A 15814-nucleotide genomic window follows, 5' to 3' on the forward strand; every position below is an offset into this window, starting at 1 on the left:
TCCCCAGCGGCGGCCACTTGGCGGGGAACTATCTGGCCGCCGGTGGTCAGTCTGCTTCCCGGATGGTTCGTCGTTCTTGATCGGTCCCGGCGGCAGCTAGGGCCTGGCTCCGGTGGCACCTGGATGGGGTTGTTGCACATGCCGTAGCGGCATGTGGTGGGGTCGGGGCACCACAGCACGAAAGGCTCTGTCTGCGATGTACCCCTCCCTCACGCCTCCCCGGCAGGTCAAGATCGGTGATGCCGCTGCGTTCGCCGGGATCACCCCACGCGCCATCCGCCACTACCACGAGATCGGTCTGCTGCCGGAGCCCGAGCGCGGCGGGGACGGCCGCCGCCGCTACGGCTATGACGACATGATCCGCCTGCTGTGGATCCGCAAGATGGCTGATGCCGGTATCAGCCTGGACGACATGCGGGCCGCCTTCGGCGAAGCCCGGGACGAAGCTGGAGACGAAGCCCTGGACCAAGCCCCGGATATCGAGTCGGTCCTGAGCAGGCTGGAGGAAACCTTGGCGGCGCAGGAGGCCGCCATCAAACGTCGACGCGCGGCTGTCCAGCGCCTGCGGGCGGTGGGCAGCCCGCTCGGGCTGCTCTCCGAACTGGTCACGGACCGGCTCAGCCACCTGCCCCCGGGCGCGTTGCGCCCCTCCGATCTGGACGCCCTGCTGGTCACAGAACGGATCTTCGGGCCGCTGGGCGCCGCCATCCAGGCCGGCACGTTCATCGTGCTGGCCACCCACCCCGACCTGCGGGCCGAGGAGGACCGTCGTGAGGCGGCCGAGGCCGCCCTCGACGACGGCGTCGAACCCGACGACCCGCGCGTCGAAGAGCTCGCCGTACAGCGATGCGCTCACCAAATGGCCCTGAATCAGGCCATCGAGGCAGCTGGTCTCGACGCGGCCGAGGAGAAGATCTTCGAGATCTACGACGCCGACCTGAAAGGGGAGGAGGGCACAGAGATGAGTGCCGCCGCAGCGATCACCAAGATGCCTTACGACTTCTCTCCTGCCCGGATGCGCTGCCTGGAACTCGCCGGACGGCTCTTCGGCGAGGCCCTTGCCCACGCCCACTCCGCGGACAGCTGATCGACTGTGCCTGGCACTGACGTGGCCCGACAACCGGTCGCGTTCATCCGCATGGGACCGATCGGGTCAGACGTCGAGCCCGGGCCGTAACCAAGAGTGACACACAACTGGCCGTACGTGGGGATTCCGAACTGGCCGCCGACAACCGCGATCATGAACGGCCTCACGCTGCGAGGAGGACCCGCTTGCGGAGCAGGTCGAAATTGGCGCGGCCGAACATCTGCCGAGGCCTCCGGCCCATCCGGGTCAGCCCGCCGCGCAGGCTCAAAGGCGTCTGGCCTGCCCCCTGGTGCCGGCGCCCCGCCGTGACCGGAGCCCGTCACGGGATCAGCCCTCGTGCTGAACGGGTACTACGGCGACTGGGCAGTGTGCGGTATGCAGCACTTCGGCACTGACCGACCCGAGCAGGAACCGGCGGACACCGGTTCTCCGATGAGATCCGACGACCAGCAGGCAAGCACCGGTGGAGGCTTCGACCAGCAGCGGTCCGGGTGAGGCGTGGTCGAGGCGCAGGTTCACTTCTACGCCGGGGTAGCGATCACACCGCCTTCTGAGTTCGGTGTCGATAAACCCCCGCTGGCCGCTTCTCACCAGTGCGGGGTCCACGGGGGCCGCTGTGATGGCTCCGGTGGGAGACGTGGCGACGTCGAAGGCGCAGTGCACCACGTCCAGGCGAGCACCGCGCAGATCGGCTTCCAGATAGGCCAGGTCAAGGGCTTGCAGTGAGGCGTCGTCGGTGTCGACGCCGACCACCACACGATTGTCCGGCCGCTCCGCCGTCTCCGATTGACGCACCACGACGACGGGACACTGGGCGTGCGTGGCCACATGCCAGCTCACCGATCCCAGCGGCAGCCGGGCAAACCCACCACTGCCCCCATGGCCGATCACGATCAGCTCCGCATCCACAGAGCGTTCGACCAGCCCGGCCTCCGCGGGCCCCATGATCAGCTCGCCGCCGACGGAGAGGCCGGGAACCTCCTCGCAGGCCAGTCGCTGGTAATGCTCCACGAGCTGGGCACTCGCCTTGGCCGCGGAGCGGCTCTCCTCCTCGTCCGAAATGGACCCTCCGGGCAGTGGCAGCTCCAAAGCGTGCGCGATGTGTAGGGGGCGTCTGCGCAACGCCGCATCGCGGGCTGCGAACCGTACGAGATCCTCATGGCCGGGCCCCCTGTCGATACCGGCGACGATGGGGCGCTCCGGCGGCTCCATGGCACTGGTCACGGCTGCTCCCGGCGGGTATCGGTCCCAGGGCCGTCACGGGTACCCGAACCCCGGCTGCTCCAGTCGCCCGCCGGTGACGGACGACTCCGTGCGTGTGCCGACGAGGCCTGTACGGGAGCCGGGGCGATCTGTGAACCGGCTGCGAATCCAGGAACTCGACGGTGGAACAACCCCCCTATGCGCTCGTCGCACGAACGCGCCGGGTGCGTCACAGGTACCCCGCTGTCATGTGACCGGCCCGGCCGCCCGTCAAAACTTTCTCCGGGTACCAAGACGGACAGCGAGGTCGTTCGGGAGATGACCATGGGCCGACGCGGTCTCCTTCACTGATCACGGCTCGGGACCGGTGATAGGTCCGGCGTCATGGAAGATCCAGAACAGATCGACTCCTTCATGCCGAGCGCGCCACCCCCGGCTCCCTCCCGCCCCAGCCACCTCGCTGACAGCGGGGGTACACTCGCCGGACCTTCACCAGGCCATACTGTGCACGCTGGGCGTGATCGCCAAAGAGTCGGGGCGTGATGCCCTAATGAGGGCGCGCCCGAGACGGCGGCCCTGAGGGACGGCATCTCCCAGAGCCTCACGCGGTGGGGCTCGGCGTCCGTCGGTTGCTGAAGTCGCCCGGCGCGGTGAGATGCCTGAGACTCCTAGTATAAGGGCCTGCGCGGTGTGGGCCGTGGAGAGGGTGGCCGGGGTGCTGGAGATCCCGCTCTGGTTGTGGGTGGCGTTCGCCGCGACGGTGGTGGTGTCGCTGGCGGTGGACCTGCTTGCCCACCGCGCCGAACATGTCATCGGTTTCAAGGAGGCTGCCGCCTGGAGCGCGGTGTGGGTGGGCCTTGCTCTGGTCTTCGGCGCGGTCGTCTTCCTTGTTCTCGGCACGACGGCAGGTACCGAGTACACCACCGCGTGGCTGCTGGAGAAGAGCCTGTCGGTGGACAATCTCTTCGTCTTCGCCGTGATCTTCGCCTACTTCAGGGTGCCTCGCGCCTACCAGCACCGTGTCCTGTTCTTCGGCGTGATGGGCGCTCTGGTCTTCCGCGGCATCTTCCTCACCCTCGGTGTCGCCGTGGTCAGCCGCTTCACCGCGGTGCTGTTCGCCTTCGCGGCGGTGCTCTTCTACAGCACGTACAAGCTTCTCAAGGGCGAGGAGGAGGGATTCGACCCCGGCAAGAGCTTCGCGCTGCGGATGCTCCGCAAGGTCATCCCGGTCCGGGACGAGTACGCGGGCATGAGTTTCTTCGTCAAGGAGGCCGGCAAGCGCGTAGCCACCCCGCTGCTTGCGGTGGTCGCCGCCATTGAGGCAGCCGACCTGGTCTTCGCTGTCGACAGCGTCCCTGCTGTACTCGCCGTCAGTGACGACCTCTTCATCGTCTACACCAGCAACGCGTTCGCCATTCTGGGGCTGCGGGCCCTTTACTTCCTGCTTTCGGGCCTGCTGGACCGTTTCCACTACCTCAACATGGGCTTGGCGGTCATCCTCGGCTTCATCGGCGTCAAGCTGGTCCTCCAAGCGGCCCACAAGACGATCAGCCCCAGCGTCCCGGAAATCCCCTCGCTGATCAGTCTCGCTGTCATCGTCGTCGTGCTGGCTGCATCGGTCGTCCTCAGTCTGCGGAGGCCCATCCCGTCCCAGACCGCCCCCTCCGCCCCGGAGGAAGCAGCCCCACGGTCAGACACGGCTACCAAGAACCCTGGGCCTGTCAGCTCTCCGCGCGAAGAGTGGGAGCGGCGAGACGGCCCTCAGGAGCACTCCGAGCGCCGGGAAGATGATTGAGTACGTGACGTTTCCCCTTCTGCGACCAGGCAATCTAAGGTTAAAGAATGAGCAAACGCGAGCATGAGACCGGCCCTCAGGGGACGCTTGTGTGTCCGGTATGCGAGCGGCCTCTGCAGATGACCGTTAAAAGACGGCACAAAACCTTGGGAGTCTTCGTGCCGGTGTGGGGCCCGAGCCCCTGCCGCAACCCTGACTGCCCCGAGTACCTGGAGGAGCCGGAGCCCAGCCACTCCCAGGAGCGCTGACAGCCCAAGCGTCACCAGGCTGACGGACACGCCTTCCGTGAAGTGTTTCCGGGCGAGGCCAACCTGGCGGCCATGGGCTGCAAGGTGGAGCCGAGCCGTCGTGCGGCAGCCGGGAGCCGACACCGCCGTCCTCGCCGAAGTGAGGTCTGGGGAGGTCACCTTCCTCAACCCGAGCCTTCCTCCTACGCGCTTCCCCCCGGCCTGCGGCGGATGTCATGGAGCCGCGCCGTTCCGGACCGACTTCCGCCCAGCCGACCAGCTCCCTGTTCTACACCCACGGATCACCGAGGCATGCGACGCTGAGGGCGGCTTCTATCCGCTCGCCGTACACGTTCACTTTTCAGGGAGCGCGTAGCGGAGCCAGCGCTGAGGGCGGTGCTGCGCCAGGACCTGCTGCAGTACATCAGCGGCCCGCTGCGCGACGACGCGCGGCCATGCCGCTGCTCCGGCACCGCTGAGCTTACGGAGGCAGGGGCCACAAGCAGCGCAAAACTGCCAACCCGGCAACTGCGGGTACTTGCTCACCATGGCAATTGCGGGTACTTGCTCACCATGACGCTCTGGAAGCCGCTGACACGCCGAGAGGGCTACCTTCCGATCGCAGATCACGGACTGATCGGTGACGGCCGCGGCTGCGCACTGGTCGGCCGGGACGCGGAGATCAGTTTCATGTGCGTTCCGCGCTTCGACCAGGACCCCGTCTTCTGCTCGCTGCTCGACCGGCGGCACGGGGGCGGTTTCGGGCTGGCGCCGCAGGGGGTACGCGAGAGCCGTCAGCGCTACACGGACGACACCGCCGTCCTTGTCACCGAGCTGCGCACGGACACCGGCACGGTGGAGATCACGGATGCCTTTCTGCTGCGTCCCGGGGCGAGGCTGGAGGAAGACACACCGGCAGCCGCGGGAGAGCTGGTGCGCCGCGCTCGTATCATCCACGGCGAGGTCACTCTTCGCCTCCGCCTGGAGCCGCGCGGCGGTGCCCGCGTCCGGCGCCGGGGTGAGGAATGGCTGCTCGACTGCGGACGGCAGGACATCACCCTGCGCCTGAAGTCCTCAACCCCCGTGACACCTCCGAACTGCGCCCTGACGCTCCGCGCCGGGCAGGAGCTGGCCCTGCAGCTGCGCTGGGATACCTCCCCCAGCCCGTATCCCTCGGTCGATGCCGGGCTCGAGGCCACGCTACGTGCCTGGCGACGCTGGGCTTCCTTCGTGGTCATGGACGTTCCACACTCCGGCCTCGTGCGCAGGTCCGCCCTGACCCTGAAACTGCTGGACTATGTGGAAAACGGGGCGATCATCGCGGCCCCCACCTCGTCCCTCCCCGAACACATCAGCGGAACCCGGAACTGGGACTACCGTTACTCCTGGATCCGCGACGCCGCCTACACCGTGTTCGCCCTGCGCCGCATCGGGCTCCCGTCGGAAGCCGGCGGCTTTCTGGACTGGGCCCTGACGGCCGCCCGTCACAACGACCAGCCACGTGTGCTGTACGACGTCGACGGCAACCCTCCACCACCGGAGACCGTGGACGAGGAACTCGAAGGCTACCGCCGCTCCACCCCGGTGCGCTGGGGCAACGCGGCGGCCGAACAGACGCAGCACGACGTCTACGGGGAGATCCTGGACTGCGCTTTCCAGTGGGCCGCCACCGGAGGGACCATCGACGACCAGCTGTGGCAGTGGCTGGCCGGCCTCGCCGAGCGAGCGTCCCACGCCTGGCGCACTCCCGACCACGGCATCTGGGAGGTCCGCACGTCCGGCAGGCCCTTCACCTACTCCGCCGCCATGTGCCAGGTGGCCCTCGACCGATCCGCCAGGCTCGCGCGCCGGCTGAGGTTGCCGGGCGACGCCGACAAGTGGGCACGCCAAGCCGATCACCTGACCGAGCGGATCCTCCACCACGCCTGGGACAACCGGATCTGCGCTCTCACCGAGCACTTGGGGCAGGGCAGTGCCCTCGATGCCTCCCTTCTCGCCCTGCCCCTGCGCCGCGTACTGCCGGCCGACCATCCCAAGATGGTGGCAACGTGCCGAGCGGTCGCCGAGCAGCTAGGCACGGGCAACGGACTGATCTACCGCTATCTGCCGGAGCGCTCACCGGACGGGCTGGACCATCAACCGGAAGGCGCCTTCCTACTGTGCAGCTTCTGGCTCGTGGACAACCTCACGGGGCAGGGGCACATCGAGCAGGCGAGTGAGCTGTTCGACAGCCTCTGCTCTCGCACCAACCACCTGGGACTGCTGCCGGAGCAGATCGACCCGTCGGACGGGGCGTTCCTCGGCAACTTTCCGCAGGCCATCAGCCACGTCGGCCTCATCTCCAGCGCCGTCGCCCTCGCCCTTACCACCAGCGGAACGTATCCGGAGCGATCCACGAAAGCCTGGTTCGCCTGACCGGCTGGTGCCTCCGGTTCCGGGCGGGCCGGAGTACCCGTCGTCATGGAAGGAGGCCTAGTAGCGGGCATCATCACATCCCCCCGCATCAGTCGGGACACCTCCTGGCTCATGGCCAGCCCGGATGCGCTACAGCACACCCGGGTTGCGCCGTCACTGGCGATCAGCGCTGAGCCTGCCTTCCGTGGCCCGGGCCACTCTTCCCAGTCGATGGCGCCCGGCAACAACGCTGGCCTTCCCCCGCCGCAGACTGCCTCGCTTCCGCAAGACCGGTTGTGCACGGGTCCGGCGGTCCGCCCTCGAAATGAACCCGGCTCATAGGCTTCGCGGGTGACGGTCCGGCCCACTGCACCTGAAGAACTCGCCATGAGGCCCATTTCCTCCTTTCTGCCGGTTGCAGCCAATGTGACACGACGTCGGACGAGTGAGTGCCTCCCCCGCGCTCCCCGTTCCACCGGTCTGCAAAGCCGTCTACCGGTGTCTTACGGTATGAAGACGTCGATCATGATGAGGATGGCAATCCCATCACGGCCCGGTGGCAGCGCATGAGACAGTAACGACCGCACCAGCGTCTGCCCACGGCAGCAGCGTTGCTGCCGTTCTGCGTACTGGCCACCACGGCCGCCATATCTAGCCAACCGGCGTGGGCTCGCGTCCTTTTGTTCGTCGTTTCTGCTGCCCTGCTTGCGGTGCTGATGAGTGCCTGGCCGGCGGTTTCCCGGGCCGGGGTTCAGTCGGCGATCGTGGAGCCCAGGCCGCGGTGGCCACCGGTGAGGTTCAGCTTGTCCGCGCAGACGTGGAAGGCGCCGGTGACCGTGACACCCGCGGCGGTGCCGCGCGCGTTCCAGGTACAGCCCCAGCCGTTCTCGCCCGGGACGCCGACGGTGAGATCGGCCCGGCCGTCGCGGCCGTGGTCGGTCAGGTGCACGGCAGTGCCCCAGGCGTCGGCGTTCTCTGCGGCACCGGAGACCCCCTCACTGTCCTGGTGGTAAGAGCGTGCGCCGCTGCCGGTGAGGCCGTTCGCGGAGCCGAACAGCACGGTGACGGCGCCGGCCAGGTCCCGGCCGGACAGCGCCTCGCCGGGAACGCCCACGGCGATGTCGGCGCGGCCGTCGCCGTCGACGTCACCCGCGCTGAGCGCGGACCCGAACTCGTCGCCGTCCTCGCCGGTTCCCGGCACTCCGGCGGTGTCCTGGTTGATGCGGGTGGGCCGCTGCCCGGGGGCGATCCCCGCCGGGCCTCCGTACCAGACCGAGACCTCGCCCCCGACGTGACCGCCCGGCTTCTCGGCGGTCGGGGTGTCGGTGTCGCCGAGGACGAGGTCGCCGTACCCGTCGCCGTCGACGTCGCCCGTCGCGCCGGTGGTGCCGTCGGCGTCGGTGAGTTCCGTGCGTACGTACTGGCCCTGCGTCCAGTCGTCGACGTAGACCATGCCGCCCGGGTCGTCGCCGTACCGGCCCGGGACCATGATGCGCTCGAGCGCCGTGTCACCGTCGACGTTCCCGAACAGGACACCTCGGGTGGTGCCGAGCAGTCCGTCCTGTGCGCGGTCGGCGGCGTCGCCGGCTCGGGTGAACGGGCCCCGGAAGTGGGTGGCGCCGCAGTAGGACCCCACCGTGACGTCGGCGGTGCCGTCACCGTCGCCGTCGCCGGCGGCCAGTGCGAGGCCGAAACCACAGCCGGTGTCGGGCAGGTCGCCCGGGTCGAGCGTCACGCCGGAGCCGAGCCCGGAGGCACCGCCCCAGACCACGGTCACCAGCCCTGCGTCCTTCTCGGTGCCGATGTCCTCGCGCTCCGCACCGACCAGAAGGTCCGCGTAGCCGTCCCCGTCGAGGTCCGCGGCGGCGAGAGTGTCGGCGAACATGTCGCCGCTCTCGGGCGCGCCCGGAACGCCGGTGCTCGCCTGCGTGATCACCTGCCGGTTGCCGGCGCTGACTCCGTCGGCCGAGCCGTAGAACACGACGACGGCTCCGGCGGCGCTCTTGCCCGAGACGGTGGCGGACGGGTCGGCGACGGCCAGGTCGCGGTATCCGTCGCCGTTGAAGTCGTCGTGGTGCGTCGACGCGGTGGCGGTGGCCGGGCCCGCGGTCACCGGCGTCGCGGCGGCCATCACGACGACAGTGGCGGTGAGCAGCACGGAGGATCGTGCGCGCACGAGCGGCTCCTTCGGTTCTCGGATGCGGAGACAGGCCCGCCCGTGGGCAGGCGGGCCTGTCGAGGAGTGGAGGGGGTCAGTCGGCGAAGTTCTGGCCGAACTGCGGGGACCCGCTGGCCGAGATGCCGACGGTGGAGGTGTAGATGCCGCTGGAGGCGGACAGGGTGCCGTCGGCGCCGGAGCGCAGAGCGTAGACGGCGCCGTTGCCACCGTTCTCGCCCAACGCGCCGACGACCACGTCCGCGCGGCCGTCGCCGTCAAGGTCGGTGAGGCGGACGTCGGAGCCGAAGAGGTCGTTCGTCTCGTTGGAGTTCGGGACGCCCGGGGTGTCCTGGCTGAGGAACCTCGCGCCCTGGCCGGTGATGCCGGAACCGTCGGCCGCGCCGTACAGGACGGTGACCGCTCCGGTGTCGGCGACGCCCGCGAGGTTCTCGCCCGGGGCGCCGACGACCAGGTCGAGGTGGCCGTCGCCGTTGATGTCGCCGAGGTCGATCTCGTCGGCGAAGGAGTCGCCGGACTCGCTCGCGCCCGGGACACCCGAGCTGTCCTGGGTGAACGTCTGCGTGTCGCCGTAGGCCGGGCCGTCGGCGGTGCCGTGCACGATGTGCGCCGTGCCACCCTGGTTGGCGCCCGCGACGCCCTCGTCCCAGCGGATGCCGATGACGATGTCGCCGTAGCCGTCCTCGTCCGTGTCACCGATGTCGGTGATGATGCCGGCGGGCAGCCTCTGGGCGCCGTCTCCTGTGGCGCCGCTCGCGCCACCGGGCAGCCAGTAGTTGGCGTTGTAGTCGTCGTCGGTGGCGTAGCCGTTGACGATCAGGTCGTCGGTGCCGTCGCCGTTGATGTCGCCGGAGTGCAGGTTGAGCGGGCCGCCGCCGTCGGCGGCGCCGGCGTAGATGGGTGCCTGTGCGGTGTAGCGCCCGCCCGTGGTGCCCTTGGTGCGGCCGAAGCCGCCACGGTGGATGTCGATGGTCGAGCCGCTGGAGCCGAGGGCGATGTCGTCCTTGCCGTCACCGTCGAAGTCGCCGGCCTCCAGCGTGCCGCCGAAGTAGTCGTGCTTGGTCGGACGCGGATCGGTGAGGGTGGTGCCGCCCTTCAGACCGCTCGCCGAGCCCCAGAGGATCACCGCGGTACCGCCGTCGGTGTCCCCGCCGACGTCCTCGCCCGGGGCGCCCACGGCCAGGTCGTCGTAGCCGTCGCCGTCGAAGTCGCCGTACGCGGTGTCCGCTCCGAAGTAGTCGCCCTGCTCGGCGGTGCCCGGGACGCCGGAGGCGTTCTGGCTGATGGTGGCGTAGCGGTTGCCGGAGGCGCCACCGTAGACAACCGTGACCGTTCCTGCTCCGGACCGGCCGTTCACGTAGGCGGGCCCGGCGGAGACGGCCACGTCACCGTAGCCGTCGGCGTTGAAGTCGGCCTGGGCGATGGCCGGGGTGTCGTCCGCCGACGCCGTGCCCGTGGCGGTCACTGCCAGTCCGCCCGTGAGGGCGGCGACCGTGGCCACGGCCAGAGCGGTACGGGTGCGTCTGTGCATGTGGGTTCTCCTGGGACAGGTGGGATTGGCGGGTGGGTATCGCGGCCGATGAAGCGACACCGTCCACATGCGCCTGGAATCTCCCTGGCTTTGCGAACAGTTGGCGCTCAGAGACTCGCAGTGGGGGCGGAGGGTTGCACGTGAGTTTCTGGAATCCGCGGGGTCTGAAGGAGCGGGCAGCAGCGCGATGTGGGTCAGCCGAACTGCCGCGACTGCGCCGTGGACGGGCCCGGCCACGGCCCGGTCCGCCGTCCGAACCAGTCGGACAGGGCCGCGCCGCCCTGCAGTCCCAGGATCAGGAACAGCAGGTGGGGTGAGGTCGCGGACAGCAGGATGTCGGCGGCCTCACGAAGCATGCCCGCCAGGTCGGCCACTGCGGGCACCATGCCGCCCCCGTACAGCACGAGCACGGCGACTCCCTGCACACGGGTCCGTGCCGGGGACCACCGTGTGCGCGCCCTCCTCGGTGCCCCGCCGCGGAGCATGGCGATACCGAGAGGCAGGAGTACCCCCGTGAACAGGCCGATCCAGCACCACAGGAAAACCGTCACGTCCCGCTCCTAGTCCGCGCTTCTCCGGCGCGAAGTCTGCCCCACGCGCGGCCTGCCGTCACTGCCGGAATCCGGAAGTCTTCGAGCGGCCGAACTGCGCGAGTACCGCAGTCCGCCGCCACGACTCGCCTGGTCGTTCCTCGCCTGGTCGGTCCTCGCCTGGTCGGTCCTCGCCTGGTCATGCGAGGACCGGCCCGGCGTGACGCGCCCGGCTCGGGCCTCCTTCAGGTCTCCGCCGAAGAGCAAGGGACTTGGTGCTGTCGGCAACGACGACGCCCCGTACCGACGAGGCCCCGACCTCCGCCGGCCGGAAGGCCGGTCGAAGTCGCCGAGGTTCGAAGGTCACCGCACGACCGGGCAGTTCCTCCAGGCCGCGGCCAACTCTTCGGGAATCTGCGGGACATCGCCGCACCCCTGTGGTCCACGGGGGAAGCCGTCGCTGGCGACGTAGATCCAGTTGTCCCCGGAAGTACCGCGGAAGTACTTGATGGCGCTGCCCTCGTCCTGCATGCCCACGAGTTCTTCGTGCGTGGCACCGGGGGTGGAGTCGAACCGGGTGGCGGCGTAGCGGACGCCGCCGCACTGGCCGTAGAAGAACTGCTGCGGCACCGGCTGGACATGGACGTAGCGGGGAAAGCTGCGCCGGTATGCCCTCGTCACGGCTGCCTTCACTTCGTTGGCGGCGGTCAGATTGCGACAGTCGTAGTCGCCTGCGGGCGTGGTGAGAGTCCCGGCGGGGGCGGGGGAGACAGCCTTGGCCGGGGCGGCGGAGGTGCGCGACGGCGAGGGCGTGGTGGTGGCGGCTCTCGGGGGCGTAGTGATGGCCGGGCCGTCCACAGGGGTGCCTGCCACCGCAGAAGCGTGCGCGGAAGGCGAAGAGGAGGGGGTGCCCGGGCCGGCCTGGGAGATCGACGCGTCCTGGCATCCGGTCAACACCAGGACTCCGCCCATCACCACTGTCACCGAGGTACCTCTGAGGCCGGGCATGGCGAGTCCTCTCTTCGACTGACGAAGCCACGGCCCCATCCTGCGTGACCATCCTGACCGGCGGAAGTGCGGCGCCGTGCGGCCTGCCGCCACCATGCCCCTGGCGGAATCGGGTCGTTGCCGGACACACGGGACAGCTCCGGGGGGGGCGCGGTGAGAGACATGAAGGGTGGTCTCAGTTCCGTATTCGCATGAGTCCGTGAAGTCGAGGGCGTGTGACGCGGCGGCGCGCCCGGGGTGCAAGGGGCGTTCTTCGGGATCGCGTCACAGGGTGACCACAAGGAGGGAAACGGAGGCCCCTGGTACGGGCGCCGCGCTTCAAACCCGTACCGGTTCGATCACAGTCGGCGCATGATGCTGTGCATGGCTTGTGACCAGCCAGAACGCCACCTAGGAATGATCACACTTGGACGCCCGGGCCGTCTGGGTCACGCAACCCGCCATAGCGGCGAGAGGGCCGCGCCCGGGCGCCGACGCCACGTCTTGGACCGTCCGATGAGAGTGAGCCCGTGAGTACCGTCCCGCCCTCCGACCAGCCCGACGAGCGGTCCGGCGAGGGCTCCGCCATCGCCGACGAGCAGTGGGATGCGTTCCTGCGCGAGTCCGTGGAGGGCGGTAGCGCGCCCTCGCCGAAGGAGCCGTCGGCACGGGCCCGGATGGTGACCCGGCGGCTGCGCGAACAAGCGGCGGCGGAGCGGAGCGGCCGACCCGGCCGCCGGTGGCGTCTGCGCGGCGCGCACCGGACAGACCATCAGGCCCCGGTCAGCTGGCGTACCAGCCCCGCCCGGCAGGAGGTCAACGGAAGGCGCAGCAGCAGCCGTCAGCTGGGATCGGCCCTCGGCGTGGCTCTGGCCCTGGCGCTCGCCGTGGTCGCCGTCCGTCCTTCCCTCCTGCTGGACCGACTCCCCGGCCACGATTCGGTGGCATCGGACCCCTCCCCGTCACGCCTGCCCGCCGAGACGTCTTTGCCCTCCACCGCACCGGGCGAGGCGGAGCAGGCCGAGCTACCCACCCGCGACCATCCATTCCTCGGATCACCCGCCCAGCGATGGGCCGACGGCGCGGAGGCCATCGAACTGCCGGTGCCGAAGGCGGTCCCCGGACTGAGCGAGCACGACGTGGCGCTCGCCCTGCGCCGGACGAAGGACTTCCTGGTCGCCTCCAACCTCGATCCCGCCGTCCTGCACGGGAGACAGCCCGACGAGGCGCTGGCCCTGCTCGAACCGAAGCAGCCGGCCCTCCTGTCCCAACTGCGACGGTCACTGCACGAGCCGACCCGGAGCAACGACCCCGTCGCGCTCTTCAGCCGCTTCGACCCACAGGAGGTGGACCTGGCCGGTGACGTGATCAAAGTGCGCGGTCACATGACGTTCACCGCCGCGCGCCGTGGCGAGGTCCGTGTGCATGCCGACTACACCTTCGTCTACCCACTGGTGAAGGCCCATGGAAGTGACACAGGCGACGCTTTGGTGGCACGCACCGTCATCCGCCGCGACCTCACCATGACCCTGGCGGACCCGCACAGGTTGATCGCCACCGAAGGCAGACTTCTGCTCGAGAAGTGGGACGCGAGGTACTACAACGACGAATGCGGCGTCCACGACGGCTACTTCCACCCCACCTTCCCTGCCGAGACCCCCACCGGAGCGCCGCCCACTGGACCCGCCCAAGACCCCTACGACCGCAGCCGTCCGTTGGGTGACGACCAGGAGTCCAACGGCACGGAGTGCGGAACGATCAGCCGTTCCTGACCGTTACCGCGGCGCCCCGTACCTCCCCCGGCCCATCTCCTCGAACAAGGCGCGCGCCTTTCTCCGGTGCTCGGCCGGCCCCGTGAGCGCCGCCTCCACCCGGACGGTGAGCTGCGCACCTCCACACGCCTGCCCCTGATCTGCCTGGACGATCCCTCCCTTCAACGGGAGTCGATCTTCCCTGGCTATCAGGACTTCAACACTGACCTCGCGTTTCCATTGGGGTGATGAGACGTCGCTGATCGTCATCTGTCGGGTGGGCGAGTGTTTTGGCTGCTCGGGCAGAACGGAGTCCCAGCGCGGTGGCCGGCTTCTCCAAGGTCTTTCGGGTCGTAGGCGGGCACGGGACTGCTGGTCGGCTGGCGGGACGGGGCAATGCGTCCCTCCTCGGTCTCGCGGTGATCGTCACAGTCCTGGCCGGCTCCGTCGTGCTCAGCGTGCTGCGTCCCGCCCCCCGCCCCCTCCGGCCGCGCCGACGACCCGGCGACAAAGAATCCGGGCGGCGCATCCTCGCGCCGCGATTCCGCCGGAGCAACACCCGATAGACCCACATCTGAACCGTCGCGCAAGCCCCCAACGCTGCCGAACAGGACCGTGGCGACAGATGAGAGGTGGTTCGGACGAGGGCCGCGCTGCTCCTGAGGCCAGCCCCCTCATGGGCGCGCTTGGTGCACCTGGTCATGGGGTACCCGGCACGCGGCTGCAGTGGAGGCGGGTGACGTCGGCTGTCACTTGACACGAGGTGACCGACATGAGCGCACCAAAGGACGAGGAGCGAGTACTCGCTCGGATCGAGCAACGTCTGGCCAGTGATGATCCAGAGATGGCACGGCGCATCGAAGACCTCAACGCGCAGTTCACCGAGCCAACGGGTGACGACCGGCCTACGGACCGCGGGGACCTCGGCGCGGTCACCGGGCGCGCCGACAAGGACGATGAGGAGGTCACCGGTCTGGGCCTTGATGACGGTGAAGAGCGCTCGTGGACGGTCAAGGTCGCCCTGGCGTTGGTCGTCCTGGCCGCTGTCGGAGTGCTGCTCACGGCGATCCTGTCAGTGCCCGGCGGCGGTGAACAGTAGTCGCCCCAGCCGGGCGGGGTGGCTCTGCCCGCGCCATCGCACCTCCTTGGGGGCCAGCCCGAACCCGGCACGCTCTGAGAAATCTCGGGAGGCGAGATGGTGGACGCGAGACCCGTCATCGTAGGTGTCGACGACGCCGACGATCAGGACATTCTCGTGCGGTACGCGGCCCATCAGGCTGCTCTGCGTGGTGTTCCGCTGCACATCGCCCACGCCGTGCAACTGCCCGGGCCGTTCGGGAACGCGGATGAGAAGGACACTGAGGGAAGGTCCGCCGTGCAGCGGGGCGCGGCTGTCGTGGACCGGTTCGAGGCAGTGGCCCGGTCGGCGTTCCCGCAGCTGACCGTCGCGGGAGAATTGCCATTCGGCGATCCCGCCGGGACGCTGGTAGTGCGCTCGGCAGAGGCGTCGCTCGTGGTGCTGGGTCATCGCGGCGCCGGCGGTTTCCCCCGCTTGCCTCTCGGCTCGGTAAGCCTTCAGGTGGCCACGCATGCCCGCTGCCCGGTCCTCGTAATGCGTCCTGGCCGACCAGCCGAGACCCCGGGCAGACCCATCGTCTTCGGTGCCGACCTCGTGCATTACTCGCCGGAGGCAGCGGAGTTCGCGTTCGCGGAGGCCCACCGCCGGACCGCCCACCTTCAGGTCGTGCATGCCCTTCACCAGCCCGCGCTGCTGCCACTCCCACGAACGAGCACCGCACTGGAACCGGATATGCGCCAGACCGAGGACACTGCCCGGCACTTCCTCCAGGAACGCGTCGCCCAGCTCCGCGACCGGTACCCAGATGTACCGGTCGGGCTGCGTCTCAAGTGGACCCATCCGGCGACGTACCTGACGGAGCTGTCCGAGAAGGCCGCCCTGCTGGTGGTCGGCTCACGCGGGCGAGCGGGCCTGCGCAGGCTGCTCCTCGGCTCGGTGAGCGGCGAGGTCCTGCATACAGCCCACTGCCCCGTCGCCCTCGTGCCGGCACCTGCGGACGGATAAGGACATCTGGCTCAGGATGCCCGGCTCGGAGGGATGCAGGCTTCCTGGCA

11 protein-coding genes are annotated in these 15814 nt (G+C 69.3%); 6 read left to right on the forward strand and 5 right to left on the reverse strand.

Going from position 1 to position 15814, the window contains the following annotated elements; genetic code table 11:
* Positions 1-196: 196 nt before the first annotated feature.
* The gene (locus tag ACFU5F_RS21200) at positions 197-1087 is read left to right on the forward strand and encodes a MerR family transcriptional regulator (protein WP_383889412.1); all 891 of its coding nucleotides are present in this window, start codon (positions 197-199) and stop codon (positions 1085-1087) included.
* Between the two features lie 327 nt (positions 1088-1414).
* Here the strand turns inward: ACFU5F_RS21200 and ACFU5F_RS21205 are convergent, their stop codons facing one another.
* Positions 1415-2311 carry a universal stress protein gene (locus ACFU5F_RS21205; RefSeq protein ID WP_383889415.1) on the reverse strand — a complete coding sequence of 299 codons (897 nt, stop codon included), beginning with the start codon at positions 2309-2311 and terminating at the stop codon, positions 1415-1417.
* Positions 2312-3005: 694 nt separating this feature from the next.
* Between ACFU5F_RS21205 and ACFU5F_RS21210 the strand changes: the two genes are divergently transcribed.
* Together ACFU5F_RS21210 and ACFU5F_RS21215 are read left to right on the forward strand one after the other, a co-directional pair.
* Positions 3006-4085, forward strand: a complete 1080-nt coding sequence (locus ACFU5F_RS21210; protein WP_383889418.1) for a TerC family protein — start codon at positions 3006-3008, stop codon at positions 4083-4085.
* An 800-nt stretch (positions 4086-4885) separates the two neighbouring features.
* Entirely contained in the window at positions 4886-6727 is a 1842-nt protein-coding gene (locus ACFU5F_RS21215) for a glycoside hydrolase family 15 protein (protein ID WP_383889421.1), read from the forward strand.
* Between the two features lie 730 nt (positions 6728-7457).
* Here the strand turns inward: ACFU5F_RS21215 and ACFU5F_RS21220 are convergent.
* From ACFU5F_RS21220 to ACFU5F_RS21235, 4 genes are all read right to left on the reverse strand, one after another.
* Positions 7458-8882, reverse strand: a complete 1425-nt coding sequence (locus ACFU5F_RS21220; RefSeq protein WP_383889424.1) for an FG-GAP and VCBS repeat-containing protein — start codon at positions 8880-8882, stop codon at positions 7458-7460.
* Between the two features lie 76 nt (positions 8883-8958).
* A complete protein-coding gene (locus ACFU5F_RS21225) occupies positions 8959-10413 on the reverse strand; it encodes an FG-GAP-like repeat-containing protein (protein WP_383889427.1) in 1455 nt (484 codons plus the stop codon).
* Between the two features lie 194 nt (positions 10414-10607).
* Complete coding sequence (locus tag ACFU5F_RS21230) at positions 10608-10964, reverse strand: hypothetical protein (protein ID WP_383889430.1); 357 nt, start codon at positions 10962-10964, stop codon at positions 10608-10610.
* 342 nt (positions 10965-11306) lie between these two features.
* Complete coding sequence (locus ACFU5F_RS21235; protein WP_383889433.1) at positions 11307-11816, reverse strand: hypothetical protein; 510 nt, start codon at positions 11814-11816, stop codon at positions 11307-11309.
* A 644-nt stretch (positions 11817-12460) separates the two neighbouring features.
* On the opposite strand from ACFU5F_RS21235, the gene ACFU5F_RS21240 reads away from it, so the two are divergent.
* The 3 genes from ACFU5F_RS21240 (at position 12461) to ACFU5F_RS21250 (ending at position 15764) form a co-directional block, all read left to right on the forward strand.
* Positions 12461-13702, forward strand: a complete 1242-nt coding sequence (locus ACFU5F_RS21240) for a hypothetical protein (RefSeq protein ID WP_383889435.1) — start codon at positions 12461-12463, stop codon at positions 13700-13702.
* Positions 13703-14453: 751 nt separating this feature from the next.
* Positions 14454-14780 (forward strand): DUF3040 domain-containing protein, encoded by a 327-nt coding sequence (locus tag ACFU5F_RS21245; RefSeq protein WP_383889437.1) that lies wholly within the window; start codon positions 14454-14456, stop codon positions 14778-14780.
* A gap of 96 nt (positions 14781-14876) precedes the next feature.
* Positions 14877-15764, forward strand: coding sequence for a universal stress protein (locus ACFU5F_RS21250; RefSeq protein WP_383889440.1), 888 nt, complete (start codon positions 14877-14879; stop codon positions 15762-15764).
* Positions 15765-15814: the final 50 nt, after the last annotated feature.

It is taken from the genome of Streptomyces sp. NPDC057438, assembly GCF_042802995.1.
In the GTDB taxonomy this organism is placed as follows: domain Bacteria; phylum Actinomycetota; class Actinomycetes; order Streptomycetales; family Streptomycetaceae; genus Streptomyces.

What these genes read in the sequence shown, in the direction of transcription:
- ACFU5F_RS21225 (WP_383889427.1), bottom strand. Translation starts at nt 10,413, where the DNA reads ATGCACAGACGCACCCGTACCGCTCTGGCCGTGGCCACGGTCGCCGCC.
- ACFU5F_RS21250 (WP_383889440.1), top strand. Translation starts at nt 14,877, where the DNA reads ATGGTGGACGCGAGACCCGTCATCGTAGGTGTCGACGACGCCGACGAT.
- ACFU5F_RS21245 (WP_383889437.1), top strand. Translation starts at nt 14,454, where the DNA reads ATGAGCGCACCAAAGGACGAGGAGCGAGTACTCGCTCGGATCGAGCAA.
- ACFU5F_RS21200 (WP_383889412.1), top strand. Translation starts at nt 197, where the DNA reads ATGTACCCCTCCCTCACGCCTCCCCGGCAGGTCAAGATCGGTGATGCC.
- ACFU5F_RS21215 (WP_383889421.1), top strand. Translation starts at nt 4,886, where the DNA reads ATGACGCTCTGGAAGCCGCTGACACGCCGAGAGGGCTACCTTCCGATC.